Origin of the sequence: Rhodococcus sp. IEGM 1351 (assembly GCF_030056875.1) — a bacterium.
Classification (GTDB): Bacteria; Actinomycetota; Actinomycetes; order Mycobacteriales; family Mycobacteriaceae; genus Rhodococcus_F; species Rhodococcus_F opacus.
The window spans coordinates 356765-382516 of record NZ_JASHKU010000001.1 but is presented as its reverse complement, the minus strand read 5'-3'; the positions used below and the strand labels follow the sequence as shown (position 1 = coordinate 382516).

Annotated in this window: 26 protein-coding genes; 8 read left to right on the top strand and 18 right to left on the bottom strand. The window is 68.1% G+C overall.

Translation table 11 applies throughout. From position 1 onward, the window contains the following. Window positions 1-52: 52 nt before the first annotated feature. Window positions 53-1588 carry an MFS transporter gene (locus QM806_RS01840; RefSeq protein WP_005573475.1) on the top strand — a complete coding sequence of 512 codons (1536 nt, stop codon included), beginning with the start codon at window positions 53-55 and terminating at the stop codon, window positions 1586-1588. On the opposite strand, the gene QM806_RS01835 is transcribed toward QM806_RS01840, so the two are convergent. From QM806_RS01835 to QM806_RS01810, 6 genes are all read right to left on the bottom strand, one after another. Continuing rightward, window positions 1558-2727: an ABC transporter ATP-binding protein gene (locus QM806_RS01835; RefSeq protein ID WP_005573474.1), complete on the bottom strand. Its 1170-nt coding sequence runs from the start codon at window positions 2725-2727 to the stop codon at window positions 1558-1560. The genes QM806_RS01840 and QM806_RS01835 overlap by 31 nt on opposite strands. Before the next feature lie 4 nt (window positions 2728-2731). Next, the gene (locus QM806_RS01830; protein WP_005239292.1) at window positions 2732-3568 is read right to left on the bottom strand and encodes a carbohydrate ABC transporter permease; all 837 of its coding nucleotides are present in this window, start codon (window positions 3566-3568) and stop codon (window positions 2732-2734) included. A 2-nt stretch (window positions 3569-3570) separates the two neighbouring features. Then, window positions 3571-4518 (bottom strand): carbohydrate ABC transporter permease, encoded by a 948-nt coding sequence (locus QM806_RS01825; protein WP_005573473.1) that lies wholly within the window; start codon window positions 4516-4518, stop codon window positions 3571-3573. Next, window positions 4515-5879 (bottom strand): ABC transporter substrate-binding protein, encoded by a 1365-nt coding sequence (locus QM806_RS01820; RefSeq protein WP_169695216.1) that lies wholly within the window; start codon window positions 5877-5879, stop codon window positions 4515-4517. The genes QM806_RS01825 and QM806_RS01820 overlap by 4 nt, the downstream gene beginning before the upstream one ends. Before the next feature lie 250 nt (window positions 5880-6129). Next, window positions 6130-6621 (bottom strand): general stress protein, encoded by a 492-nt coding sequence (locus tag QM806_RS01815; protein ID WP_005239275.1) that lies wholly within the window; start codon window positions 6619-6621, stop codon window positions 6130-6132. Window positions 6622-6688: 67 nt separating this feature from the next. Next, a complete protein-coding gene (locus tag QM806_RS01810) occupies window positions 6689-7651 on the bottom strand; it encodes an HpcH/HpaI aldolase/citrate lyase family protein (protein ID WP_169695215.1) in 963 nt (320 codons plus the stop codon). A 71-nt stretch (window positions 7652-7722) separates the two neighbouring features. On the opposite strand from QM806_RS01810, the gene QM806_RS01805 reads away from it, so the two are divergent. The 5 genes from QM806_RS01805 (at window position 7723) to QM806_RS01785 (ending at window position 13132) form a co-directional block, all read left to right on the top strand. Beyond that, the gene (locus tag QM806_RS01805) at window positions 7723-8994 is read left to right on the top strand and encodes a magnesium transporter MgtE N-terminal domain-containing protein (protein WP_005264648.1); all 1272 of its coding nucleotides are present in this window, start codon (window positions 7723-7725) and stop codon (window positions 8992-8994) included. After that, window positions 8991-9512, top strand: a complete 522-nt coding sequence (locus QM806_RS01800; protein WP_005264640.1) for a DUF1003 domain-containing protein — start codon at window positions 8991-8993, stop codon at window positions 9510-9512. Before QM806_RS01805 ends, QM806_RS01800 begins: the two co-directional genes overlap by 4 nt. Window positions 9513-9628: 116 nt before the next feature. Then, the gene (locus QM806_RS01795; protein ID WP_169695214.1) at window positions 9629-10798 is read left to right on the top strand and encodes a lytic transglycosylase domain-containing protein; all 1170 of its coding nucleotides are present in this window, start codon (window positions 9629-9631) and stop codon (window positions 10796-10798) included. Between the two features lie 295 nt (window positions 10799-11093). Next, the gene (locus tag QM806_RS01790) at window positions 11094-11972 is read left to right on the top strand and encodes a lytic transglycosylase domain-containing protein (protein WP_005264638.1); all 879 of its coding nucleotides are present in this window, start codon (window positions 11094-11096) and stop codon (window positions 11970-11972) included. A 23-nt stretch (window positions 11973-11995) separates the two neighbouring features. Continuing rightward, window positions 11996-13132, top strand: a complete 1137-nt coding sequence (locus QM806_RS01785; RefSeq protein ID WP_005573467.1) for an Mrp/NBP35 family ATP-binding protein — start codon at window positions 11996-11998, stop codon at window positions 13130-13132. Between the two features lie 66 nt (window positions 13133-13198). Here the strand turns inward: QM806_RS01785 and tatB are convergent, their stop codons facing one another. From tatB to sigE, 4 genes are all read right to left on the bottom strand, one after another. Continuing rightward, window positions 13199-13624: a Sec-independent protein translocase protein TatB gene (gene tatB, locus QM806_RS01780; RefSeq protein ID WP_005264637.1), complete on the bottom strand. Its 426-nt coding sequence runs from the start codon at window positions 13622-13624 to the stop codon at window positions 13199-13201. A gap of 69 nt (window positions 13625-13693) precedes the next feature. Beyond that, a complete protein-coding gene (locus QM806_RS01775; protein WP_169695213.1) occupies window positions 13694-15217 on the bottom strand; it encodes a trypsin-like peptidase domain-containing protein in 1524 nt (507 codons plus the stop codon). A 94-nt stretch (window positions 15218-15311) separates the two neighbouring features. Further along, window positions 15312-15674, bottom strand: coding sequence for a DNA-directed RNA polymerase sigma-70 factor (locus tag QM806_RS01770; RefSeq protein WP_005264635.1), 363 nt, complete (start codon window positions 15672-15674; stop codon window positions 15312-15314). Window positions 15675-15690: 16 nt separating this feature from the next. Further along, window positions 15691-16323 (bottom strand): RNA polymerase sigma factor SigE, encoded by a 633-nt coding sequence (gene sigE / locus QM806_RS01765; protein ID WP_005239257.1) that lies wholly within the window; start codon window positions 16321-16323, stop codon window positions 15691-15693. 283 nt (window positions 16324-16606) lie between these two features. On the opposite strand from sigE, the gene QM806_RS01760 reads away from it, so the two are divergent. Then, window positions 16607-17245, top strand: a complete 639-nt coding sequence (locus QM806_RS01760) for an O-methyltransferase (RefSeq protein ID WP_005239255.1) — start codon at window positions 16607-16609, stop codon at window positions 17243-17245. Window positions 17246-17269: 24 nt separating this feature from the next. On the opposite strand, the gene glgC is transcribed toward QM806_RS01760, so the two are convergent. After that, window positions 17270-18484: a glucose-1-phosphate adenylyltransferase gene (gene glgC / locus QM806_RS01755; protein ID WP_005239253.1), complete on the bottom strand. Its 1215-nt coding sequence runs from the start codon at window positions 18482-18484 to the stop codon at window positions 17270-17272. A gap of 121 nt (window positions 18485-18605) precedes the next feature. On the opposite strand from glgC, the gene glgA reads away from it, so the two are divergent. Continuing rightward, complete coding sequence (gene glgA, locus QM806_RS01750) at window positions 18606-19775, top strand: glycogen synthase (RefSeq protein WP_005264634.1); 1170 nt, start codon at window positions 18606-18608, stop codon at window positions 19773-19775. Between the two features lie 9 nt (window positions 19776-19784). Here glgA and QM806_RS01745 read toward each other — a convergent pair whose 3' ends face one another. From QM806_RS01745 to QM806_RS01715, 7 genes are all read right to left on the bottom strand, one after another. Beyond that, window positions 19785-20627, bottom strand: coding sequence for a putative RNA methyltransferase (locus tag QM806_RS01745; protein ID WP_120659387.1), 843 nt, complete (start codon window positions 20625-20627; stop codon window positions 19785-19787). 90 nt (window positions 20628-20717) lie between these two features. Then, a complete protein-coding gene (locus QM806_RS01740; RefSeq protein ID WP_003936084.1) occupies window positions 20718-20885 on the bottom strand; it encodes a DUF3117 domain-containing protein in 168 nt (55 codons plus the stop codon). 150 nt (window positions 20886-21035) lie between these two features. After that, on the bottom strand, window positions 21036-21611 hold the full coding sequence (locus QM806_RS01735) for a DNA-3-methyladenine glycosylase I (protein WP_120659388.1): 576 nt from the start codon (window positions 21609-21611) through the stop codon (window positions 21036-21038). Further along, on the bottom strand, window positions 21608-21919 hold the full coding sequence (locus QM806_RS01730; protein ID WP_005239244.1) for a DivIVA domain-containing protein: 312 nt from the start codon (window positions 21917-21919) through the stop codon (window positions 21608-21610). Before QM806_RS01730 ends, QM806_RS01735 begins: the two co-directional genes overlap by 4 nt. 52 nt (window positions 21920-21971) lie before the next feature. Further along, window positions 21972-22931, bottom strand: a complete 960-nt coding sequence (locus QM806_RS01725) for a glucosyl-3-phosphoglycerate synthase (protein WP_372448426.1) — start codon at window positions 22929-22931, stop codon at window positions 21972-21974. Next, window positions 22928-23827, bottom strand: a complete 900-nt coding sequence (gene folP, locus QM806_RS01720; RefSeq protein ID WP_133986446.1) for a dihydropteroate synthase — start codon at window positions 23825-23827, stop codon at window positions 22928-22930. The genes QM806_RS01725 and folP overlap by 4 nt, the downstream gene beginning before the upstream one ends. Window positions 23828-23921: 94 nt before the next feature. Further along, complete coding sequence (locus tag QM806_RS01715) at window positions 23922-25697, bottom strand: long-chain-acyl-CoA synthetase (RefSeq protein ID WP_283290139.1); 1776 nt, start codon at window positions 25695-25697, stop codon at window positions 23922-23924. Window positions 25698-25752: the final 55 nt, after the last annotated feature.

Genomic DNA, 25752 nt, shown 5'->3' with positions numbered 1-25752 from the left:
CCCAGTACCGTATTTGATTACGCCCGTTCACCGACCCCTCCAGGAGGACCCCATGGCCGCCGGATCGACCACCGCAGCCAGGGCTCTCCTGCCTGTCATGTGCTTCGTCGTGATGATTGTCGCCGTTCTGCAGACGTTGGTGGTGCCGATCGTCGGGACCATCGGTGCGCAACTCGACGTCGGCCCCACCGCCGTCGGCTGGCTCCTCACCGCGAACCTCCTCGCGGCCGCCACCGCGACACCCGTCCTCGGCCGCCTCGCCGATCTCCGCGGCAAACGACCCGTCCTGCTCGGTGTGCTCGTGGTCGTCCTGCTCGGCTCCCTGATCGGTGCGCTGTCGACGTCCGTGGGAGTGCTGATCTTCGCCCGCGTGCTCCAGGGCGTGTCGTTCGCGCTGTTCCCCATCGGCATCGCGGTCCTGCGTGACGAACTTCCCGCCGAGAAGCTGACCGGGGCGATGGGGATCTTCTCCGGCACCCTCGGATTCGGCGGATGCTTCGGCATCGTCCTCACCGGTGTGCTGGTCTCCGACGGCGCCGACTTCCACCGCATCTTCTGGCTGTCGTCGGCCATCACCGCCGCCGGACTCGTCCTCGCCTGGATCGCCATCCCCCGCCGCCCGCGCGTCGGCACGGGTTCCATCGACTGGATCGGCGCGGCCGGTCTCGCCGCCGGCCTGGTCCTCGTCCTGCTGCCGCTCGCCGAGGGCGGAACCTGGGGCTGGACGTCGCCCGTCACCATCGTCAGCGGAATCGCCGGAATCCTGGTCCTGATCGGCTGGTTCCTCTACGAACGCAGGATCACGGACCCACTCGTCGCGCCCCGGCTGCTGACCAACCCACCCGTCCTCGTCACCCACCTGTCCGCGCTCGTGGTCGGCATGTCGATGTTCGTGATGTTCCTGGGCAGCTCGTACTTCGTCCAGACCCCGCGCGCGGTGGCCGGATACGGCTTCGGGGCCACCGTCCTCGAGGCCAGCACCGTGTACCTGCTGCCGGGCGCGATCAGCGGCGTCCTCGCCTCGATCCTCAGCGGGAAACTGATCCACCGCTTCGGTTCCCGTGCCGTCCTCATCGCCGCGAGCGTCGTCGGCGTCAGCGGTTTCGTCGTGTTCGTCTTCGCCCACGACCGCACGTGGGAAGTCATCGCGGCCATCCTGCTGGTCAACACGTACATCAGCCTCGCCTACGCGTCGCTGCCGTCGCTGCTCGTGGCCGAGGTCCGGCAGGACGAGACCGGCGTCGCGAACAGCATCAACTCCATCGCCCGGTCCGTGGGCAGTTCATTCGCCAGTGCGCTGCTCGCGACCCTGCTCGCCGGCATCACCATCGACGGAACGGACGTCCCGACCGAATCGGCGTACGTGATCGCGTTCGTCGTCGGCGCGACCGCGGCCGCCCTCGCCGGGCTGCTGCCGTTCTTCGGGATCACGCGCACCACCCGCACCCCGTCCGACGAGGAGGAGGACGAGGTCCACGCGACCGCCCTCGCGGCCGAATGGGGCACGGTCGGTGGCCTCGGCGGAGCGAACACCAGAGGTTCGGGTGAGCGCTCTGGTCAGAGCGTGAGGTTGGCTCCCGAGTCCTGATCGAACAGGGCGATCTTCGCCCGGTCGAACCACAATTCCACCGGCCTGCCGTGCGCCGCGGACGATTCGGTCGACAACCGGGCGACCAGCTGCCCGCCGCCTGCGACCGCGGTCCCCGAGTCGGCGGCGAGCTCCTCGAGTTCCCGGGAGGTCACCTGCGGTCCCTCGGCCGTGAAATAGGCGTACTTGTCCGAACCCATCGACTCGAGCACCTCGACGTTGGCCGTGAACGTGGCACCGGCCGCCCTCTGCCCCTCGTCCACGAGCCCCACGTCCTCGAAGTGCTCGGGACGGATCCCGACGACGACGTCCTTCGCCGTGTTCGACGACCCGATCGTGTCGCGTGTCTCCGGAGGCAGTGTGAACTCGCCGAGCGGCGTCGACACCCCGTCGGCAGTGAGCTGCCCCGGGAAGAAGTTCATCGACGGCGAGCCGATGAACCCGGCGACGAACAGGTTGTTCGGGTGGTCGTACAGATCCTGCGGCGCCCCGATCTGCTGGACCACGCCGCCCCGCAGCACCACCACCCGATCGCCGAGGGTCATCGCCTCGGTCTGGTCGTGCGTGACGTACACCGTGGTGGTGCCGAGTCGCTGTTGCAGCCGGGCGATCTCGGTGCGCATCTGGACGCGGAGTTTGGCGTCGAGGTTCGACAGCGGCTCGTCCATCAGGAACGCCTTGGGGCTGCGGACGATCGCCCGGCCCATCGCGACCCGCTGCCGCTGTCCGCCCGACAGATTGGCCGGTTTGCGATCGAGGTGCTGGGTGAGGTCGAGGATCTTGGCGGCGTCGTCCACCTTCGCCGCGATGTCCGACTTCGACATCTTCGCCAGGGTGAGCGGGAACGCGATGTTCTGCCGCACCGTCATGTGCGGGTACAGCGCGTACGACTGGAACACCATCGCGATGTCGCGGTCCTTCGGCGCCTTCTCGTTGACCCGCTCCCCCGCGATGCGCAGTTCACCGGACGAGATGTCCTCCAGCCCGGCGATCATGTTGAGAGTGGTCGACTTTCCGCAACCGGACGGTCCGACCAGAATGATGAATTCGCCGTCGGCGATCGTGATGTCGACGTCGCTCACCGCCTTGGCGCCGTCCGGGTACAGCTTCGTCACCTTGTCGAGCACGATTTCGGCCACAGAATTATCCCTTCACTGCGCCGGAGGTCAGACCGGCCACGATGCGTCGTTGGAAGAACAGCACGAAGATGATGATCGGGATCGTGATCACCATTGCGGCCGCGGCGATCGAGCCCGTCGGCTCCTCGAACTGGGAGGCGCCGGTGAAGTTCGCGATCGCGGCCGGCGCGGTGATGGACCGTTCCGTCGAGGTCAGCGAGATCGCGAACAACAGGTCGTTCCAGCAGAAGATGAAGACCAGGATCGCGGCGGTGACGATGCCCGGTGCCGCGAGCGGTGCCACGACCTTCCGGAACGCCTGCGCCGGAGTGGCGCCGTCCATCTTGGCCGCCTTCTCGAGCTCCCAGGGAATCTCCTTGAAGAAGGCCGACAACGTGTAGATGGCCAGCGGGAGGGCGAACGTGATGTACGGGAGGATCAGACCCGCCCAGGTGTCGAACAGCCCCAGTCTGCGCTCGATGTCGAACAGCGGGCTCACGAGGGAGATCTGGGGGAACATCGCGATCAGCAGGGCCACACCGACCAGCAGCTTCTTGCCCGGGAAGTCCAGCCGGGCAATGGCGTAGGCGGCCATGGTGCCGATGACGACGGCGATCACGGTGGAGATGAGGCCGATGCCGATGGAGTTGATCAGCGCACTGGTGAACGCGTTGGTCTGGAAGATCCCGCGATAATTGTCGAGTGTCCACTTCTGCGGAATGAACTTACCGTCCTTGATCGTTCCCGCGGGTTTGAACGACAGGCTGGCGATCCACAGCACCGGGACCAGTGCGTAGAGCAGGACGAGCAGGTTGACCACGGACCAGCTGATCTTGCGGCGAGGTGTGTCGACGACGGCCATGGCTATCGGTTTCCTTCCGTGTCGGACCCGGGAGCCGAGGCGCCGAACAGCTTGATGAACACGAACGCGAGCAGTGCGACGCAGAGGAAGATCAGGACGCTGATCGCCGAGCCGATACCGAGGTTGAACGCCTTGAACAGGTTGTCGTAGCCGAGGATCGACAATGATCCGGTGTCGTTGGCGCCCTTGGTGAGGACGTAGATGTTGTCGAAGATCCGGAACGCGTCGAGGGTGCGGAACAACAACGCCACGAGGATCGCGGGTTTCATCAGCGGCAGGATGATCCGCACCAGCCGCGTCCACGCCCCGGCGCCGTCGACCTGCGCGGCCTTGAGGAGGTCGTCGGGAACGAGGGCCAGTCCGGCGAGCAGCAGCAGCGCCATGAACGGCGTCGTCTTCCACACCTCGGCGAGCACGATGATCGCCAGCGACGGAATCTGCTGCGTCAGCGGGGCGCTGCCGTCGGGCAGCAGGTTGGCGAGATACCCGGTGCCCGGGGTCCACGCGTAGTACCAGCTGTATGCGGCGGCCACGGTGACGATGCCGTACGGGATCAGCACCACCGTCCGCACGATGCCCTTCCCGACCAGCGTCCGGTGCATCACGAGCGCCAGGATCAGGCCCAGGACGAACTCGATGACCACCGACACGACCGTGATGCCCACCGTCACCGCGAAGGCCTGCCACCAGTACGCGTCCGACAGCACCGATACGTAGTTCGCGAGGCCCACGAATTTGCGGTCGTCGGGAAACCGGAGGTCGTAACGCTGCAGGCTCAGCCACACCGCGTAGACGACGGGGTAGGCCGTGACCGCGACCATGAGGATCGCGGCGGGAGCCACCAACCACAAACCCAGTCGGCGTTCGGCCTTCTTCCCTTCCGAGATCTGCTTCTTCGACGCGACTTTCGGCTCTTCGGCCCGGTCCGCCTGCACGGTTTCGGTCGTCACGGGATCAGCCCTTCCGAGTTGACAGCCTTGCGTACCTGTTCGGCGAGTTCGTCGACGGTGCGCGGCGGGTCGATGTCACCGACCGGATTCAGCGTGTCGGTGATCAGGGTCGAAATGCTCTGGTACGCCGGTGACACCGGGCGGACGGATGCCGTCTCGAGGCTCTCCCGCACCTCACGCCACGCGGGGTACGCCTCCTGGAACGCCGGGTCGTCGTACAGGCTCGCCAACGTCGGCGGCACACCACCGTCGACGGCGTTGTTGCGCTGGTTCTCCTCGTTCCGCAGGCACGACACCGCCTCGAACGCCAGGTCCGGGTGCTGGCTGGTCTTCGCGACCGCGATGTTGAACCCGCCGATCGTCACCTCGGCCGGTCGCCCGGGGATCACCGACGGGTACGGCGCCGGGAGGAAGTTCTGCTGACCGTCGACGGTGAGCACCGTGTTGCCCGTGTCCACAGACGTCGGGTTGCCCTTCTCGTCGATGAACGGCAGGTCCCCCTTCTCGGCGTTCTCGATCATGCCCGGCAGCACGAACGGCCAATTGACCTCGAACGCAGCCTTTCCGCTCTCCATCCCCAGCCGGGACGACGCCTCGTCGCCCTGGGAAACCGACGGGTCGGCACCCTCCGCGGTGGCCACCCGCTTCATGACCTCGAGCGCCTTCAGCGCGGCGTCGCCGTCGGCAACCGTCACGGTGGTCCCGTCCTCGGCGACGACGGACCCGCCCGCGCTCGCGAGCAGGGTGTTGAACCACACCATCAGACCCTCGTACTGCTTGCCCTGCACCCCGATCCAACTGGGCCGGCCCTCCGCCGCGAGGCCCTCCGCAATGTCGATCATCTGATCCCACGTCTGCGGCGGCTGCCCGTCCGGCATGAGGTCCTTGCGGTACCAGAGCAACTGGGTGTTGGTGTTCAGCGGCGCGGCGTACAGCTGGTCCTGCCACTTCGCGGATTCGAGGGGGCCTTCGAGCGTGCCCTCGCTGACCTCCGCCGCGATGCCGGGTGGGAGCGGCACCGCCCAGCCGGCCTCGGCGAACTCGGCGGTCCACACCACGTCGAGTGTCATGATGTCGAGCGACGTGTCGTTTCCGGTGAGCCGGCGAGCCAGCTGGAGCCGCTGATCGTCCGCGCCCTTCGGCAGCGTGCGTTGCTCCACGGTGTACCGGCCGCCTGCCGCGGCCGTGCAGTTGGCCGCGGCCTCCGCATATTGTTCGGCGCCGTCGGCAGCCGTGTAGAAGCTGAGGACGATGCCCTCTTCGGACGACCCGCACGCAGCCAGCAGGGGAACGGTGAGGACGGCGGCCGCACCGATCAGTCCCCACTTCAGCGAGCGTCCGGACTTGGTGCGATGTAGCACAGCCGCCTCCTCGAGCGGCCCCTCACGGATCCAGTCGCGGTACGGCTGGGCACGCGGGCCCGCACACTTGTTCCTGCCGGAACGCGCACTCCACCGGCAGGTCACGGTTTCGGCGCGGGCCTGGGCCCACGCATTGCGCCGTAAACCTATCCGACATCGTCGGCGAACTGGGTGAAATCGCCGCGAACGTCGCGAATAGGACGTAATCCGTGACCCGGCCGCAACCCGCAGGTCGAGGCGAGAGCGCCGATCAGAGCGCCAGCTTGGCCAGCATGTCCCTGGCCTTCTCCGCCGACTTCGGCTCGCACAGCACGTCGTACCGGCCGGCGACCAGTTGCATCGTCGACGCGAAGTCCCGGGTTCCCCGCGTCGCCGCGTACGGGATCGTCGTGGAGATCAGCCCGAAGATGATCCCGCCGACGATGCCGACGACGAGCGGCGCCAGGAAACCGCCCGTGACGATGCCCAGCAGCAAACCGAAGAACACGCCGAGCCAGGCGCCCGAAACGATGCCCCCGCCAATCACTTTCGCCCAGGTGAGGCGGCCCAGCACCCGCTCGACCTGCATGAGGTTGACACCCACGATGGTGACGTCCTCCACCGAGAATTCCTGATCGGAGAGGTAGTCGACGGCGCGCTGCGCCTCGGCGTAGGTGGGATACGAACCGATGGGCCAGCCCGTGGGGGGTTCCGGCAGAGCCCCACGCCGCGCCCCATTGGACTGTCCGAGTGGATTCGTCATCGTCAGCTGGTCTCCTCGTGTGGTTCTCTCAGGATCGGTCCTGTGACAACCATTCTGCCTGCTGAGGCTATTTCTCGTCGGGTCGCACGAACTCGGTGGTCCGTTTCATACCCGCGGCGCGCCCCTTGGCCGAGATCACGAGCGCCATCTTGCGACTCGCCTCGTCGATCATCTCGTCGCCGAGCATCACGGCACCGCGACCGCCGCCGGCCGCGGAGGTGTAAAACTCGTAGGCGTCCAGGATCAGTTCGGCCCGGTCGTAATCGTCCTGACGGGGGCTGAACACGTCGTTCGCTGCCTCGATCTGGGTGGGATGCAGCACCCACTTGCCGTCGAAGCCGAGCGCGGCCGTGCGCTGTGCCGACCGGCGGAACGCCTCCACGTCGCGGATCTGCAGGTAGGGACCGTCGATGGCCTGCACCCCGTGCGCGCGGGCGGCCATCAGGATGGTCATCAGGATGTGGTGGTAGGCGTCGCCGCGGTCGTAGCCGTCCGGCTGCTCCCCGACGACCAGCGTGCGCATGTTGATGCTCGCCATGAAGTCGGCGGGACCGAACACCAGGGTCTGCACGCGGGGGCTGGCGGTCGCGATGGCGTCGATGTTGGTGAGCCCGATCGCATTCTCGATCTGCGGCTCGATTCCGATCCGGCCGACCTCGAGCCCGTTGGCCTTCTCTATCTGGGTCAGCAGCAGGTCGAGGGCCTGAACATGGCTGGCGTCCGGCACTTTCGGCAGCAGGATCGCGTCGAGGTGGGCACCCGCACGTCCCACGACCTCGACGACGTCGGCGTACGTCCACTCGGTGGTCCAGTCGTTGACCCGCACCACCTTGATCTGGTCGCCCCACCCGTCCTCGGCGAGCGCCTCGGCGATGGTGCCGCGCGCTTCCTGCTTCGCGAGCGGTGCCACCGCGTCCTCGAGGTCGAGGAAGATCTCGTCCGCGGGCAGTCCCTTCGCCTTGTCGATCATCTTGCGGCTGCTGCCCGGAACGGCGAGCACCGATCGCCGTGGCCTGTAGACGGAACTCATGACGGACGATCCTCCACTTTCGCAGGTGTTCGATTCTCTGTATTTCTGTACAAGGATCTAGCCTGGCAATCATGGCAGCTGCGAACAAGGTTTTTGCAGCCAGGCTGGCCGGCCTGGTGGTGCTCGGCCCCGATGGGGAGTCGATCGGCCGCGTCCGGGACGTGGTGATCACCGCGCGCGTCGGCCGGCAGCAGCCGCGCGTCCTCGGACTGGTCATCGAATTGTTCACGCGCAAACGCATCTTCGTCCCGATGCTCCGCGTCACCGCCATCGAACCGAGCTCGGTGACACTCACCACCGGCAACGTCAGTCTTCGCCGATTCCAGCAGCGGCCCGGCGAGGTGCTCGCCCTCGCCCAGGTGGCGGATTCCCACGTGCGCGTGGACGACCCGGAACTCGAGGAGCTGCGGGACGCCGACATCATCGTCGTCGATCTGGGCATCGAGCAGACCCGCACCCGGGACTGGGTGGTGTCGAAGGTCGCGGTGCGCGGGCACCGTGGCCGACTCGGTCGCCGCGCCGCCATGCACGTCGTCGAATGGCAGCACGTCCAGGGCCTCACGCAGACCGACCTGGCGATGCCCGGCCAGGGCGTCTCGGCGCTGCTCACGCAGTTCGAGGGCATGCGCGCGGCCGACGTCGCGAACGCGATGCGGCTCCTCCCGGAGAAACGCCGCCACGAACTCGCTCTCGCACTCGACGACGAACGCCTCGCCGACGTCGTCCAGGAACTGCCCTCCGACGACCAGACGGACCTGCTCATGCACCTCGAGGTCGAGCGCGCCGCGGATGTCCTCGAGGCCATGGACCCCGATGACGCCGCCGACCTCCTCGGTGAGCTTCCCGAGACCGAGGCCGAATCGCTGCTGCAGCTGATGGACCCGCAGGACTCCGAGCCGGTCCGCCGGCTGCTCGAGCACTCACCCGACACCGCGGGTGGTCTGATGACTCCGGAGCCGGTGGTCCTCACCGCGTCGACGACGGTCGCCGAGGCCCTGGCCCGCGCCCGGATCTCGGACGTCACCCCCGCCCTCGCGAGCATGGTGTTCGTCGTCCGCCCACCGACCGCGACCCCGACCGGCCGCTACCTCGGCTGCGTGCACCTGCAGAAACTGCTGCGCGAGCCGCCCGCGAGCCTGGTCGGCGGACTGCTCGACACCGATATGCCACGGCTGGCACCCGAGGATTCCCTGACGTCGGTGACCCGCTACTTCGCCACCTACAACCTGGTGTGCGGGCCGGTGGTCGACGACGAGGACCACCTGATCGGTGCGGTCACCGTCGACGATGTCCTGGACCACCTCCTCCCCGAGGACTGGCGCGAAGAGGAGATCGACGGATGAGCGAGAAATCAGCCAGCGCAGCCGCCCGGAGCCTGTCCGACCGACAGCGCCTCGACACCCCGCGGGGTACCCGCCGCTTCCGGGTCACGTACGACGTGGAGGCCGTCGGCCGGGCCAGCGAGAACTTCGCCCGGTTCCTCGGCACGGGCCGCTACCTGATGATTCAGACGGTGGTCGTGATCGTCTGGATCATCATCAACGTCTTCGCCGTCCGATTGCAGTGGGACCCGTACCCGTTCATCCTGCTCAACCTGGCGTTCTCCACTCAGGCCGCCTACGCGGCGCCGCTGATCCTCTTGGCGCAGAACCGCCAGGAGAACCGCGACCGCGTCTCCCTCGAGGAGGACCGCTCGCGCGCCGAGCAGACGAAGGCGGACACCGAGTTCCTCGCACGGGAACTGGCGGCTCTGCGCATCGCGATCGGTGAGGTCGCCACCCGCGACTACCTGCGGCGCGAACTCGACGAGATCAAGTCGCTGCTGGGCGACGAGGAAGACACGCGTACCCGGCGCAAATGAGGCTCGGCGAATCCCCGCAAACTCCGGCAGGGTCGATCACGTATATGTAACGTCAGCCACATCTTCTCGGATGTATGCGGTGTGCGAAAAGGAAGAGCACCGCAGGGGGTGATCGAGTGCGGATACGTGGACTGTTGACGGTGACTGCCCTGACAGTGGGCGCAGTTGCCACCCTCGGGTCCTCGACCGGCGGTTCTGCTGTCAGCGGCGCATCCGTCGGCACGAGTGCCGTCTCTTCCACCGGCGGGGCGACGACGCTCGGAGCAGCTTCGGTCACGGCGGGAACCACGCCCCAGGCCGCGTACTTCCCGCCGTCGGGAATCGTGGCGCCGACACCCCGGATCGCGCGGTCCCAGAGGGCAGCTCCCCCGCCGCCCGCGCCCGCGCCGCTGCCCGCGGTGACAAATCCCACATCTCCGATGTCGCCGTCCGGCACCGGGCTCATCGCCGCACCGGTGATCCTGAGCGCTCTGGGCATCCCGGAGATCGTGCTCAACGCGTACCGGTCCGCGGAACTCGAGATGATGGCGGAGGCCCCGAAGTGCGGTCTGCCGTGGCATCTGCTGGCCGGTATCGGCCGCATCGAATCAGGGCATGCCGGCGGCGGCCGGACCGACTCGGTCGGCACCACGCTCACCCCGATCCTGGGCCCCGTTCTCGACGGCCGGCTGGCCGGCAACGAGGTCATCCGAGACACCGACCGCGGCGCCACGGACGGCGACCCCGGGCACGATCGCGCCGTCGGACCGATGCAGTTCATTCCGTCCACGTGGGCCAAGTACGCGTCCGACGGCAACGCGGACGGCGTGGCCGATCCGAACAACGTGTTCGACGCGACGCTGGCGGCCGCCCGCTACCTCTGCTCGGGTGGTCTCGACCTCCGCGATCCGCTCCAGGAAACTCGCGCGGTCCTGCGGTACAACAACTCTGCCGCGTACGCCGCCAACGTCATCACCTGGTCGAACGCCTACAGGAACGGTGGAACTCCGACGCCGAGCCAGCTGTCGGAGTCGGCCTCGCCGTCGCCCGGGCGTCTCGCCGACGCCGCCGCGGCCGAATCGGACCTTCCACGCGATCTCGCGACCACCCCGCAGCCGTCCACGGACGGCGCGGCCACTTCCGCGGCGCCCGCTCCGGCCCCGCCGATTCCTGGACTCCCGCCGCTGCCGCAACTGCCCTGCCTGATCTTCTGCCCGCCCGCCGACCCCGGCGCCCCGGCATCCGTCACGCCCGGCCCGGTCGAGCCCGCCCCGGGCGCCCCTCCGGCCGACGCCGTTCCCCGGTAGTCACCCCCCGCCTCCGCCGCGCGCTCTGCTTGCAGGGCGCGCGGCGGAGTGTTCGGGTGTCCGGGTTCCTGACGGCACGACCGCCCGCTCCGTCCGACAACCTTGAGGCCCCTCGACGTCCTGGCGTGACCTTGCCGTGTTCGTTACGCTCGCTCACGTGCCTTCGGAGTAACGGAACCGTGCGATACAAGTCCGTTTGATCACGGTTGGATAACGGAAGCGTATCGAATCAGGTAGCCTCGATCCGGTCAGTTGAACGGAACACCCCGAGACGGGGGTCGCAGGAGGCAATCGAGTGGGTCGGCACAACAAGAAGACGGACTCCCATATCCGCCGCAATTCGGTCATCGCGCTTACCGGACTCGTCCCCATCGGACTGATCACCGCAGCCAACACGGCCGGCGCCGCACCCAAGGTCCCTTTCCTTTCCACGAGCTCCTCGTCGGAGGTCGCCGACGTCGCCCAGGAGGCGACTGACACCGCACCCGAGGCCGCGGAAGCCGTCACCCCCGTGGCCGAGACTGCCGCCGAGGCCGCACCGGCAGCCGAAGCAGCGCCCGCTGCGCCGGCGCTCGCACCCGTCCAGGCCACCCCTCCCCTTCCGGCGAGCATCGCCCAGGGCGCGCTCGGCATCCCGGCCATCAGCGTCTCGGCGTACCAGAACGCCGAACGCATCCTCGCGGTCGAACAGCCGGGTTGCGGCATGTACTGGACGCTCATCGCCGGAATCGGCCGCGTCGAGTCCACCCACGCCTACGACGGCAAGGCGGACGACAAGGGCAACATGCTCAAGCCCGTCCTCGGTCCCGTCCTCGACGGCACCCTCGGCGGCAACGCCGTGATCCGCGACACCGACGGGGGCACGTTGGACGGCGACGCCAACTACGACCGCGCCGTCGGACCCACCCAGTTCCTCCCCGAGACGTGGAATCGTTATGCGGGCGACGGCAACGGCGACGGCGTCGCCGATCCGCAGAACCTCTTCGACTCCGCGCTGACCACCGGAAAGTACCTGTGCGACGGCGGATTGAACGTCAAGGATCCGATTCAGGCCGCCAAGGCCGTGCACCGATACAACAACTCCGCCGCCTACGTGGCCAACGTGCTCGCATGGTCCGCCGGCTACTCCAGCGGAATCATCCCGGCGGCCGCGGACCTGCCGCGCATCCACTGAGCGCACATCCTTACCATTGAGTCATGCCAGTCCTGAGCGAGTCCGCTGTACGTAGCGCCCTGGCGCGCGTCCAGGATCCCGAGATCCGGAAACCGATCACCGAACTCGGGATGGTCAAGAGCGTCGACATCGCGGCCGACGACAGCGTCGACATCGCGATCTACCTGACCACCGCGGGCTGTCCGATGCGGACCGAGATCAGCGACCGGGTAACCAAGGCCGTGGCGGACGTCCCCGGTGTCGGTGCGATCCGCGTCGAACTCGACGTGATGAGCGACGAGCAGCGCACCGAACTCCGCAAGTCGCTGCGCGGAGACTCGGCCGAGCCCGTCATCCCGTTCGCCCAGCCCGGCTCGCTGACCCGCGTCTACGCTGTCGCATCCGGCAAGGGCGGTGTCGGCAAGTCCAGCGTCACCGTCAACCTTGCCGCCGCACTCGCGGCCCGCGGACTGTCGGTGGGCGTGCTCGACGCCGACATCTACGGACACTCCGTTCCCCGCATGCTCGGCACCGACGCCAAGCCCACGCAGGTGGAACGCATGATCATGCCGCCCGTCGCGCACGACGTGAAGATGATCTCGATCGCCCAGTTCACCCAGGGCAACACCCCGGTCGTGTGGCGTGGGCCGATGCTGCACCGCGCGCTGCAGCAGTTCCTCGCCGACGTCTTCTGGGGCGACCTGGACGTTCTGCTGCTCGATCTGCCGCCCGGCACCGGCGACGTCGCCATCTCCGTCGCACAGCTGATCCCCGGTGCGGAAATCCTCGTCGTCACGACCCCGCAGCAGGCGGCCGCCGAGGTGGCCGAGCGCGCTGGCGCCATCGCACTGCAGACCCGTCAGCGGATCGTCGGAGTCGTCGAGAACATGTCCTGGATGGACTTGCCCGACGGCAGCCGGATGGACATCTTCGGGTCCGGCGGCGGGCAGGCCGTCGCCGACCGACTGACGAAGGCCGTGGGCGCGAAGGTGCCGCTGCTGGGGCAGATCCCGCTCGAGCAGGCGGTCCGTGAAGGCGGCGACGGCGGTGTTCCCATCGTCCTCGGCCACCCGGATTCGCCGGCCGCGACGGCACTCCGCGACATCGCCGACAAGCTGGCCGTCCGCAAGCGTGGACTCGCCGGAATGTCGCTGGGGATCGACACCACCCGCCACCTCTAGGCGCTGCGCGCTCGTGCGCCTTTCTGGTTGCTGGAACAACCGGAAAGGCGCACGAGCCCGGAGGGCCTATGTTGCGTCGAGGTCGATCGGGGGGCGCTCGCCTGCCGCGAGCGGCTTGCTCTGCGGTGGAGTGGGCGCCGACGGATCGGCGCTGACGGCCTTCGTTCCCGGCTTGTCGAACGACACCGAACTCGGCTTGTCGAAGTTGCCGGTGAGAATCGAATCGTCACCGTCGAGCAGGTGTTTGGTGATGACCGCGCGCGGTGTCATGCCGCGCAGCTGATTGAGGTCCGACAGCGGCTTGCGCAGATCCTCGAACTCCGGACCGAGCTCGTCCTTGAGCTGCTGGCTGGCGCCGCTCGCATACTCACGGACCTGCCTCAGTGATTTCGTTACCCAGCTGACCGCACCCGGAAGCCGCTCGGGTCCCAAGATGACCAGAGCCGCGACGAGGAGGACCATGAACTCGCCCCAACCAATGTTGCCGAACACGTGGTCAGCCTACTGTGCGGTGAGGGTGTGTGCCCAGGTGACGGAGCGATCTCACAGCAACCATTCGAGTCAGTCGGAGGCCGGGGTCACGTCGACATCGACGAGTCGGCCCTCGCGGATCAGCTGAACCCGGACGGGTTCGCCGATCTTCTGCAGGTTGACGGCGACGACCAGTTCGTCGGCGCTCGTGACCGTGCGGTCGCCGACCTTGACGATCACATCGTTCTCGATGATCCCGGCCCGCGCGGCCGGGCTGTCCGAGCGGACATTGGCCACCTGGGCACCGCTGGTGTTGTCGTTGACGACGGTGCGGGCGTTGACGCCGATGTCCGGGTGGTGCATCCGGCCGTCCCGGATGAGGGTCTGAGCGACCGTCGTGACGTCGTCGATGGGAATCGCGAAGCCGAGACCCACCGAGCCGCCGGACTCACTGAGCATGGCGGTGTTGATGCCGATCACCCGGCCGGTGTCGTCGACGAGCGCGCCGCCCGAGTTGCCGTGGTTGATGGCGGCGTCGGTCTGGACGGCGTCGATGACGGCGTTCGTGTCGGAGCCCTCGCCGGACAGTCGCATCGGACGGTGCAGGGCGCTGACAATTCCGCGGGTGACGGTCTTGCTGAGCCCGAGGGGCGATCCGACCGCGACGACGTCCTCACCGACCTGCACGTCGCCGGACTTGCCGAGTTCCGCGACCGTCAGGTTGTCGGCGGAAACCTTGAGTACGGCCAGGTCGGTCTTGATGTCGCGACCGACGATCTGGGCCTCGGCCTTGGTCCCGTCCGAGAAGATCACCTGGATCTTGCCGCCGTCGGGGGCGGTGGCCGCGGCGGAGATGACGTGATTGTTGGTGACGATGTAGCCGGCGCCGTCGATGACGACACCGGAACCGGTGCTGCCCTGGTCGCCGACCGCCACCTGGATGGAGACGACGGCAGGCAGCACGGCGTCCGCGACTTGCGCGACGGGCGACTGGCCGAGGTCTTCCTCGCCGCCACCCTGGACGAGGGTGACGCTCTGGCTGGTGAGCGAGCTGCGATCGGCGGTGATCACGGCGGCGAGGAGGCCACCGACCAGACCGATCGCGAGCGCGATTCCGCCGAGCGCGACGAGGGCCTTCGGCGCCACCTTGCCGCCGAACAGGACCTCGCGGGCGCTGAGCGCGGGAGCGGGCGGGCGCGAATGTTCTTCGGCGTGCAGCGCCGGGGAGCCGAGCTCGACGCCCGCATCGGGATCTCGCCAGGGGTCGGCGGGCGGTGCCTCGCCCGCCGGGGTCGCGGGCTTCCGGTGAGGATCACGCTGAATGGTGTCGACCTCGCCGTCCGGCCGGCCGAACGCCTCCGCCAGCACGGGGTCGGGGGCACCGACCTTCACCGGGGGTTCGCTCTCACGCCGGGCATCCGACGGGGCGAAGGAACCGGTGACGCCACCCGGTCGGCCGAACGCGCGGCTGGACGCTGCGTCGATCTGCGGGCGGTAGACGGGCCTCGGATCGAGCCGTGGGGCGTCCGCCGGGCGGAGCGTGCCCGCCTCGTCCGCCACGGGACCGTCGGGTGCCGTCGTATCGGAACCCGGAGTCTTGTAATCCGCCGTCACGCTGTCGTGTCCCCCTCGTGTGCGTCAGTCACGCGCCCCAGTATCACCGATGCCTCGCTGAGCGCGGACACCGCCGTCGTCGGTCCGGATGCGCTCAACGGCGCCGGCGCCGGGACCAGATCCGGCTCGTGATCGAGTACGCGCTCGTGACCGGCGAATCCGGGGAGTGGGAGTCGAACGGGGACTTGTCGGCGGGATCGCCCTGGTTGCAACTGGGGATCTGGCTCAGCAGACCCAGGAGACCGGAGGGCATGGCGACGTCGCCGCTGCGGCGCAGGGCACGCCGAGCCTGCTGCTGGGAGTCCACCTCGAACGCGCACTCGGGGCAGATCGACAGGTGGTGGGCGGCGCGCAGATAAGCGGACATCCGGAGCTCACCGTCGACGTAGGCGGCGATCGCCTCACTCGCCAGGTGTTCGGTGGAGCCAAACTGGCGAGGTACACGCCCCTGCGTCATTCGTCCCTCCTGGTAACTACCCGACGCCGATCTGATCGGAGTCAACCTTTCCGTTCACAGCCAGATGCTCACGCAGAGCCTGCCTGCCGCGGTGGATGCGGCTACGCACGGTTCCGAGCTTGACACCCAGTGTGGCACCGATCTCCTCGTAGGACAGTCCTTCGATGTCACACAGCACGACCGCGGCGCGAAACTCCGGGGCCAACGAATCGAGCGCTGCCTGCAGATCCGCGTCCAGGCGGGCGTCGTGGTAGATCTCCTCGGGGTTCGGCCCGTCGGCCGGGACACGATCGTAGTCCTCCGGGAGCGCTTCCATGCGGATGCGGTTACGACGGCGGACCATGTCGAGGAAGAGGTTGGTGGTGATGCGGTGCAGCCAGCCCTCGAACGTGCCGGGCTGGTAGTCGGACAGGGACCGGAACACGCGGATGAACGTGTCCTGAGTGAGGTCCTCGGCGTCCTGCGCGTCGCCCGACAGCCGGTAGGCCAGTCGGTAGACTCGGTCGCCGTGCTCACGGACGAGTTCGTCCCAGGACGGCATGGCGGACTTCTCGCCTGTGGCATCGAACACAGCCGTGCCCGTCAGCTCGGCGTCCGACAGCTGCTCGTCGGTGTTTCTCTCGTCTGGAGCCATCGTGTGGTTGCTCATCGAGTTAAGTGGATCCTCCTACTCAGGACCGCAGATCACTGAACGTGGTATAGGCGTCAACTCCCGAGGGCCGGGATTTGTTCCCGGATTCTCGGACTTTCCTCCGTCGTCGTGATCTCCCCGCCGGGCGGTCTTCGGATCTGGCGTTGGACATACTCTTTCCCATCGCGATATGTGTGCGGTGTGAGCAAGCTGAGGTATTCCTGAGAATCGCGGCCGGGCAGGTCGCGGCATCGTTGTCGAGCGCGCCTCGCAGCGGCGACGACGAGACCCCGATAGCCTCATGTGCGTGCAGACAAACGCCGAACGGATACTCACCCACGCAGAAGGGGCTGTCCGTGAAGACGAGGCCCTCGGTGCGGCCAGGGAGCGGGCGGACGACCTCGGTGCCGGACCGGTACCTCCCGCGGTCGGTGCTGCTCTAGCCCTGTTTGCCCGCATGCTGGACGCCAAGACGGTCGTCGAGGTCGGAACCGGCGCGGGTGTGAGCAGTTTGTGGCTGCTCCGGGGCATGCGCGAGGACGGCGTCCTCACCACCATCGACAGTGAACCCGAGCACCAGCGGGCCGCCAAGCTGTCGTTCCGGACCAACGACATCGCACCGGCCCGGACACGGCTGATCAACGGCCGGGCACTCGACGTCCTGCCGCGGCTCGCCGACGGGGCGTACGACCTGGTGTTCGTCGACAGCGCACCGGTCGATCACCCGCACTACGTCCGCGAAGGGGTCCGCCTGCTGCGTCCGGGCGGCGCCATCGTGCTGCACAACGCCCTGCACGGGGGGCGGGTCGTCGACCCGAGCCAGCGTGACGCGGCGACCGTCGCCGTCCGCGAGGCCGCGAAGGCCCTCGCCGAGGACGACCAGTTGATCCGCGTGTTCCTGCCGATCGGCGACGGACTGCTCTGCGCGTCCAAGCTCTGAGAGCCCCGTTCCGGGGCCCTTCCGCTAGATCCAGACGCCCTTGCCGATGGCGACGACGCCGCCGTTGCTGACGGCGAAGCGTTGCTTGTCGCGCTCGAGGTCGACGCCGATGATTTCGCCGTCGCCGACGACCACGTTCTTGTCGAGGATGGCGCGGCGCACCACGGCGCCCTTGCCGATGCGCACACCGGGCATGAGGACGCTGCCCTCGACCGTCGCGCCGCTGTCGACCATCACGTTGGAGCTGAGCACGGAGTTGCGCACCGTGGCCGCCGACAGGATGCACCCGGCCCCGACCACGGACTCCTGCGCGAGGCCGCCCTGCACGAACTTGGCGGGCGCCAGGTTCTCCGTCTCACCGCGGATCGGCCACCGGCGGTTGTAGAGGTTGAAGATCGGGTGGACCGACACGAGATCCATGTGGGCGTCGTAGAACGCGTCGAGCGTTCCCACGTCGCGCCAGTAGCCCCGGTCGCGGTCGGTGGCGCCGGGAACGATGTTGTCCTTGAAGTCGTACACGGACGCCTCGCCCGCCTCGACGAGCGCGGGGATGATGTCGCCGCCCATGTCGTGGTCGGAGTCGGAGTTCTCGGAGTCCGCCCGGATCGCGTCGACCAGCACCTTGGTGGTGAACACGTAGTTACCCATCGACGCGAACGTCATGTTGGGGTCGTCCGGGGTTCCCGGCGGATGCGCCGGCTTCTCGAGGAACTGGACGATGCGGCCCGACTCGTCGCTGTCGATACAACCGAACGCGAACGCCTCGCTGCGCGGCACCCGGATCCCGGCCACCGTCACGCCGGCACCCGACTCGATGTGGTGCTGCACCATCTGCTCCGGATCCATCCGGTACACGTGGTCGGCACCGAACACGACGATGTACTCGGGATCCTCGTCGTAGACGAGGTTCAGCGACTGCAGGATCGCGTCCGCACTACCGGTGTACCAGCGCGGGCCCAGACGTTGCTGCGCGGGAACGGGAGTGATGTATTCACCCGCGAACCCGGACAGTCGCCACGTCTGAGAGATGTGGCGGTCCAACGAGTGCGACTTGTACTGCGTCAGAACACACAGGCGGAGGTATCCCGCATTGACCAAATTGCTGAGCACGAAATCGATCAACCGGTAGGCGCCTCCGAAAGGCACAGCGGGCTTCGCCCGATCCGCGGTGAGCGGATAGAGACGTTTGCCCTCGCCGCCGGCGAGCACGATTCCAAGCACATGTGGCTGGCTCCTCACCCTGTCAACCTATCGGGCGGCCACTCCCCCCGCCAGCGAAGCGCCGAGTCACCGTTTCTCCGATACCTGAATGTGTCCGAGAGCGGTGGCCCGAAGCGTCCCGGACGGTTACGTTAGGCCGGTGCGGGTGGCGATGATGACCAAGGAATATCCACCGGAGATCTATGGCGGTGCGGGTGTACACGTCACCGAACTGGTTGCTCAGTTGAAGCAGCTGTGTGAGGTGGACGTGCACTGTATGGGCGCTCCGCGCGTCGGAGCGGTCGTGCACACCCCCGATCCCGCGTTGGCCGGGGCCAATCCGGCACTCGCGACGCTGTCCGCCGAATTGCGCATGGCCGACGCCGCGACCGGTGCCGACGTCGTGCACTCCCACACCTGGTACACCGGCCTGGCGGGCCATCTGGCGTCCGCGTTGTACGACGTCCCCCACATCCTCACCGCCCACTCCCTCGAGCCACGGAGGCCGTGGAAGGCGGAGCAGCTGGGCGGCGGCTACCGCATCTCCTCGTGGTCGGAGCGCAACGCCGTCGAGCACGCCGACGCGGTGATCGCCGTGAGCGCCGGGATGCGACTCGACGTCCTCGACGCGTACCCGTTCGTCGACCCGCACCGGGTCCACGTGGTGCGCAACGGGATCGACACGTCGGTCTGGCATGCGGGGCCCGCAGGTCCGAGGGACTCCGCCCTCGCGAAGATCGGCGTCGACCCGGACCAGCCGATGGTGGCGTTCGTCGGCCGCATCACCCGGCAGAAGGGTGTCGGTCATCTGATCGCCGCAGCCCACCACTTCGCGCCCGAGATCCAGTTGGTGCTGTGCGCGGGCGCACCCGACACCCCGGAGATCGCCGCCGAGACCGAGCAGGCCGTGGCCGCGCTCGCCGCGCACCGGGGCAACGTGTTCTGGGTGCGGGAAATGCTGCCCACCGACCAGGTGCGGGAGATCCTGTCGGCCGCAACCGTCTTCGTGTGCCCGTCCGTGTACGAGCCGCTGGGGATCGTGAACCTCGAGGCCATGGCCTGCGAGACCGCGGTCGTGGCGTCCGACGTCGGCGGTATCCCCGAGGTGGTGGAGGACGGGGTCACCGGCCGTCTGGTGCACTACAACTCGTACGAGCCCGAGGCGTTCGAACAGGCGCTGGCCGAGTCGGTCAACGCAATCGCCGCCGACGTCGGCACCGCCCAGGCGATGGGCAAGGCCGGGCGGGCGCGGGCGATCGCCGAGTTCTCCTGGGCGGCCATCGCACAGCAGACCCTCGACGTCTACCAGGACGCGCTGTCGAGGCGCTGACCGAGGTGTTCAGAGCCGGGCGTAGGTGGACACCGTCACCGACGCCGTCACCGGATAGTCCTGCGGCAGCGCGGCGATCGAGGATGCGAGCCGGTCGGGGGTGAGGTGCCGCGCCGACGGCCCCATCCCGACGAGCCGGGCCACGTCGAGGTGCGACAACGACATGGGGTACTCCACGGCCACGTGGTCGGTACGCTCGAACCGCCCGGACATCGCGGCCCCGAGCCGCTCGACCTTCCGGTCGTCCACCCGGACCATGCCGAGCAGGTCCACGAGCTCCCCCAGGTGCCGCTCCGTGGGGGTGAGGACCACCAGGGAGCCGCGCTCGGCCAGTACCCGGTGCGCCTCGTCAGCGTTGCGCGGCGCGAACACGCACAGGACGTGGCTGAGCACGTGGTCCCGCACCGGAAGGTGTTGCCACACGTCGGCAACCACCGCGCCGGCACGTGGGTGAGCCTTGGCGATGCGCCGCGCCGCGTACTTGGACACGTCGAGCCCGATTCCCCGGCCGGTCGGGACGGCGTCGAGGACGCGCGCCAGGTAGTGGCCTGTGCCCGCACCGATCTCGAGGATCCGGGGATCGTCGCCGGGCCCGGTGCCCGCCACCACCGCGTCGGCGACGGCGTCCATCAGCGGGTCGAAGCTGCCGCCGCCGAGGAAGTCCGCACGTGCGGCGATCATCTCGGGGCTGTCGCCGTCGAACTTGCCACCGGCGCCGGTCATCAGGCTCACGTAACCCTGACGCGCCACATCGAAGGCATGCCCCTGGTCGCACAGGATCGCGCCTTCGTCGAGTTCCACACGGGACCGGCACTGCGGGCACGCCAGCAGGTCGGTCACATCGGCCAGCACGAACGTTCGCCTCCCCGTTCCGGACACGGAACAGGCCCCGCACCGAGAACGGCGACGGGGCCTGCCCTGTGAGGTTCTCTCCGCACTCGACTAACTGGTGACGCCCTTGAGCTCTTCACCGAGTGCGGCAGCTTCCTCCGGGGTGAGCTCGACAACCAGACGTCCACCACCCTCGAGCGGAACCCGCATGACGATTCCTCGTCCCTCTTTGGTTGCTTCGAGGGGACCGTCCCCGGTCCGGGGCTTCATGGCCGCCATCCTCTGCTCCCTCCAGATCTGCGCTGCCTGCTTGCGCCTCGACAAATTTTGGCACCCCGCCAACACTCGGCGAGGCTTGTGACATCCATTCTTCCCTATGGACACGAGTACCGGGAACCTGAGTCACGAATAGGCAGGTCCACCGGCAGTTCAGGCAGTGATCGGGACCCAGCAGGCGGCCACGTGGTCGTCCACCATCCCGGTGGCCTGCATGAGTGCATAAGCAGTGGTAGGGCCCACAAATTTGAAGCCTCGGCGCTTCAATTCCTTCGCCATCGCGGTGGACTCCGGTGTGACGGCCGGGACGTCGTTCACGGTGGCGAGGCGGCTCGGGCGCGGCGGCGGGGCGAACGACCACAGCAGGGTGTCGAGGTCGGTGTCCGACAACTCCAGGAGGGCCCGCGCATTGCTCACCGACGCCTCGATCTTGGCCCGGTTCCGCACGATCGACGCGTCCTCGAGCAGGCGCACCACGTCCCGTTCCGTGTACCGGGCCACCGCCTCCGGATCGAACCCGGCGAAGGCGGCCCGGAAGGCCTCGCGCTTGCGGAGAATCGTGATCCACGACAGTCCTGACTGGAACGCTTCGAGGCACAGCCTCTCGTACAACTCGTCGCGGCCGTGCAGCGGACGACCCCACTCGAGGTCGTGGTAGTCCCGGTACAGCCGGGACCCGTCCGTGTCGACCGCCCACGCGCACCGCACCCTGTCCTCGGGGGCTGTCACGAGGCATCCCCCGGCCGTTCGGACGCGGCTTCGACCGCCGCCAACTGCTCACGCAGCGAATCGATTTCACGGCCCAGCCGGGACAGCGCCCAGTCGACCTCGCTGGCCTTGTACCCCCGCAGCGTCTGCTGGAATCGCAACGCCTCCACGTCGGCGCCCGTCACACCCTCGGCGGGCAGGGCAGTGAGCGTGGTGCCGGGCGGCAGGGGCGCGAGTTCCTCGGAACGGCCGAACACCGCACTGGCGGCGAGGAACAGCATCGCGCCGACGAACGCCATGACGAGCAGATAGAGCAGGGCTGTCACCATGCCCCGATCCTGTCACGGACGTCCGACAGCAACCTCCCTCAGGGGCGCGCGGTCAGGGGCACACCGTGTTCATCGGCGGGCGGTCGGCCAGCGTGACGTCCGTCGTCGTCGGAACGAAGGAGTCGCCGTCCACCAGGAACTGGGTCAGACCCGCCCCGGAGTCGGGCACCCCGCAGCGCCGCATCATCGTGCCGATGATCTGCCTGCTCATCACCCCGAGTTCGGACAGCGGGCGGTTGCGGTGCTTGCGCACCCCCAGATTGACCTGGCCGATCGCACCGAGTCCGAGACGGTCGTACGTGTCGAGCAGCAGGCCGATCTCGACGCCGTATCCAGGGGCGAACGGAACCGCCGACAGCAACTCCCGGGTGCCCGCGTACTCGCCGCCCAGCGGCTGCAGCACGCACGTCAGCTCCGGCCGGAGCGAGGCCAGCATGGGACGCGCCACGAGCTCGGTCACCCGGCCACCTCCGTTGGCGTCCTCCGTGCCGCTCAGGCGGAGCGGACGGCGGTAGTAGCCCTTCACGAGATGGATGCCGTCGGCCGTCAGCAGCGGTCCCAGCAGCTTCGGGACGAAGGCCGGATCCGGGTTGATGAGATCCGAGTCGACGAAGGCGATGAGGTCACCGGTGCTCGCGGCGACGGAACGCCACAGCACCTCACCCTTGCCCGCCACGGGCGGGAATGCGGGCACCGCCTCCTCCCGGCTGATGACGGTGGCGCCCGCCGCGCGTGCGCGTTCCGCCGTCAGGTCCGTCGATCCGGAATCGAGCACGATCAACTCGTCCACCAGACCACCGAGCAACGGGTGGATCGTGTCCACCACCGCGGCGACGGTCTCCTCCTCGTTGAGCGCCGGCAGGACCACCGAGACGGTGCGCCCGGCCTTGGCTCGTTCGAGTTCGGCGATGCTCCACGACGGCTGGTCCCAGCTGTTCGCCTCGGCCCAGCTGCGTGGGGTTCGCTCCTCCGCCACCATCGTGCGGGCCGCCCGGGCCCCCACGGCACTCATGCCAGCCCCCGCACGGTGCGGGACGGTGCGCGCCGGCCTTGAATCGCGGCCACCATGTCCACCACTCGACGCGTGGGGGCAACTTCGTGGACACGGAAGACACGGGCGCCTCCTGCGGCGGCCATCGCTGTCGCTGCCAATGTTCCCTCCAACCGCTCGACGAGATCTACCCCTAGAGTCTCCCCGACGAAGTCCTTGTTGCTCAGCGCCATGAGCACTGGCCATCCGGTATTTACAAGATCTTCCACTCGCCGCAACAACTCGAGCCCGTGATAGGTGTTTTTCCCGAAATCGTGGGTCGGATCGATGAGGATCGAGTCGGCGGGCACACCCAGCCGGGCCGCGTTCTCGGCGGCCGACACCACTTCCCGGAGGACGTCCGCGACGACGTCGGTGTAGCGGACGCGGAACGGACGGGTCCGCGGAACCGCTCCCCCGGTGTGTGAGCAGACGATGCCGGCGCCCGTCTCCGCGGCCACCTCGACGAGCGCAGTATCGGCGCCGGCCCACGTGTCGTTGATGAGATCGGCGCCCTCGGCGACGGCGAGCCGGGCCACGTCGCTGCGCCAGGTGTCGACGCTGATGAGCAACTCCGGGTAGCGCTCGCGGATCGCGGCCACGAACGGCACCACCCGCCGGGTCTCCTCCGCGGAGTCGACGACGTCACCCGGTCCGGCCTTCACACCCCCGATGTCGACGAGGTCGGCACCCTCGTCCACAGCCCGTTCGACCGCCGACATGGCGGCGGAATCGGTGAACGTGGCACCGCGGTCGTAGAACGAATCGGGTGTCCGGTTCACGATGGCCATCACGAGCGCACGATCGACCGCCACGGGGCGCCCGCACAGCGTGGGCGACGGGTGGTCGGGCGCGGGCGGTACGTCTGTCTCGGCCATGTCACCAATATTGGCACGCAGCGAAATCGAAACCACCCGTGAGTACTTGTTAACGGCGGGCGGTTGACAAGTACTCACGGGCGCCGAAGGCGCATCACCCCTTGGGCAGCGAACCCTTCGCCACTTCGTCGACGTACCCGTCGTACGAGGGCTTGTAGCCGTCGCTGCGCCCGGACAGCACGTGCAACGTGTCGGTGTCCTCGACGTCGTAACCCTCCTTGCGGAGTTCCACCTTGCGGCTCTTGAACGTCGACGTCTGCTCGAGGGAATCGACGACGCGGACGAACAGCGGCACCGCGTACGACGGCAGCCGCTGGAACAGCAACTCCGCGACGTCGGCGCCGTCGAACTTCTCGTTCTCGTGCAACGTCACCGCGGCCATCCCCGCGCGACCGTCGGTCCCGGGGATCTCGACGCCGTAGACGACGGCGTGCTCGACCGCCGGATGCGCGAGGAGTGCGCCCTCGACCTCGGTGGTCGCGACGTTCTCCCCCTTCCAGCGGAACGTGTCGCCGAGCCGGTCGACGAACGCCACGTGCGACCAGCCCTGGCGGCGCACCAGGTCGCCGGTGTCGAACCAGCAGTCGCCGTCGTCGAAGCCGTCGCGGACGAGTTTCTTGTCGGTGGCCTCCTCGTCGGTGTATCCGTCGAACGGCGCACGGTCCGTCACCTTCGACAGCAGCAGTCCGACGTCGCCGGTGCGTACCTTCCGCAGCTTGCCGTCGGAGTGCCGCCGGGGCGATCCGCTGTCCTCGTCGTACTCGACCACCGCGTGCGGCAGGGGGCAGATGCCTGCCGTCCGGTCGACGTTGAGGGCGTTGACGAACGCGATGTTGCACTCGCTGGCGCCGTAGAACTCGGCGACCCGGGAGATCCCGAACCGGGTGATGAACTCGGACCAGATCTCCGGACGGAGACCGTTCCCGACCATCAGCCGGATGGAGTTGTCGCGGTCGCCGGGCTTCTCGGGCTGGTTCAGCAGGTACCGGCACAGCTCGCCGATGTAGGTGAACCCGGTGGCCCGGTTCAGTTCGACGTCGGCCCAGAACTTGGACGCCGAGAACTGCTTGCCCAGTGCGAGCGTCGCACCCGACCCGAGCACCGAGGACAGCGACACCGTCAGCGCGTTGTTGTGATAGAGCGGCAGGCAGCAGTACAGGACGTCGCTGCCGCGCAGCCGGACGCCCATGTTGCCGAGTCCGGACATGCTCTTGAGCCAGCGGAAGTGGCTCATCAGGCTGGCCTTCGGCAGTCCCGTGGTGCCGGAGGTAAAGATGTAGAAGGCCTTCTCCCGGGCCTGGATCTGCTCGCACACCTCGGGGTTGTCGTCCCCGGCCTTCTCGGCGAGACGGTCGAGGTCGTCGAAGTACAGCACCGAGGGCACGGCGGGTGGTTCGTCGAGCGAGTCCATGGCCTCGCTCGACGCCTCGGACACCACCAGGACCCGGCTGTCGAGCAGCGAGATGCTGTGGGCGAGCACGTCTCCGCGCTGGTTGTGATTCAGCATCCCGGCGGCGGCGCCGAGCTTGACCGCGGCGAGTGCGATGAGCAGCGTCTCGGGTGAGTTCTTACCGAGGATCCCGACGACGTCCCCGCGTGCCACGCCGAGGTCGGCGAGCACGTGGGCGTAGCGGTTCACGCGGATGTTGGCGTTCCGGTAGCTCAGCGATTCGCCCTCGAACCGCAGGAACGTGCGGCGCGGGTGCGCCGCGGCGGCGCGCTGGAAGACCAGGCCGATCGATTCCCTCGCGTCGGGGGTCCGGATCAGGCCGAGGACCCCTCTCGCCATGATCGGCAGCTCCGGAATCATGGCCGGCAGCCGCCTCGCGAGGTCGACCACCCCGATCGTTGAACGAGCTTCAGAACGCATGACATCCCCTCAGGCCTGCAGTATGAGTCAGGTCACCTTACTGCACGGTAACAAC

Excerpts from the sequence above, each read along its gene's own strand:
- QM806_RS01840 (WP_005573475.1), top strand. The coding sequence starts at position 53 with ATGGCCGCCGGATCGACCACCGCAGCCAGGGCTCTCCTGCCTGTCATG.
- QM806_RS01830 (WP_005239292.1), bottom strand. The coding sequence starts at position 3,568 with ATGGCCGTCGTCGACACACCTCGCCGCAAGATCAGCTGGTCCGTGGTC.
- QM806_RS01815 (WP_005239275.1), bottom strand. The coding sequence starts at position 6,621 with ATGACGAATCCACTCGGACAGTCCAATGGGGCGCGGCGTGGGGCTCTG.
- QM806_RS01810 (WP_169695215.1), bottom strand. The coding sequence starts at position 7,651 with ATGAGTTCCGTCTACAGGCCACGGCGATCGGTGCTCGCCGTTCCGGGC.
- QM806_RS01805 (WP_005264648.1), top strand. The coding sequence starts at position 7,723 with ATGGCAGCTGCGAACAAGGTTTTTGCAGCCAGGCTGGCCGGCCTGGTG.
- QM806_RS01800 (WP_005264640.1), top strand. The coding sequence starts at position 8,991 with ATGAGCGAGAAATCAGCCAGCGCAGCCGCCCGGAGCCTGTCCGACCGA.
- QM806_RS01785 (WP_005573467.1), top strand. The coding sequence starts at position 11,996 with ATGCCAGTCCTGAGCGAGTCCGCTGTACGTAGCGCCCTGGCGCGCGTC.
- QM806_RS01770 (WP_005264635.1), bottom strand. The coding sequence starts at position 15,674 with ATGACGCAGGGGCGTGTACCTCGCCAGTTTGGCTCCACCGAACACCTG.
- sigE (WP_005239257.1), bottom strand. The coding sequence starts at position 16,323 with ATGAGCAACCACACGATGGCTCCAGACGAGAGAAACACCGACGAGCAG.
- QM806_RS01760 (WP_005239255.1), top strand. The coding sequence starts at position 16,607 with ATGTGCGTGCAGACAAACGCCGAACGGATACTCACCCACGCAGAAGGG.
- QM806_RS01740 (WP_003936084.1), bottom strand. The coding sequence starts at position 20,885 with ATGGCGGCCATGAAGCCCCGGACCGGGGACGGTCCCCTCGAAGCAACC.
- QM806_RS01730 (WP_005239244.1), bottom strand. The coding sequence starts at position 21,919 with ATGGTGACAGCCCTGCTCTATCTGCTCGTCATGGCGTTCGTCGGCGCG.
- QM806_RS01725 (WP_372448426.1), bottom strand. The coding sequence starts at position 22,931 with ATGAGTGCCGTGGGGGCCCGGGCGGCCCGCACGATGGTGGCGGAGGAG.
- folP (WP_133986446.1), bottom strand. The coding sequence starts at position 23,827 with ATGGCCGAGACAGACGTACCGCCCGCGCCCGACCACCCGTCGCCCACG.
- QM806_RS01715 (WP_283290139.1), bottom strand. The coding sequence starts at position 25,697 with ATGCGTTCTGAAGCTCGTTCAACGATCGGGGTGGTCGACCTCGCGAGG.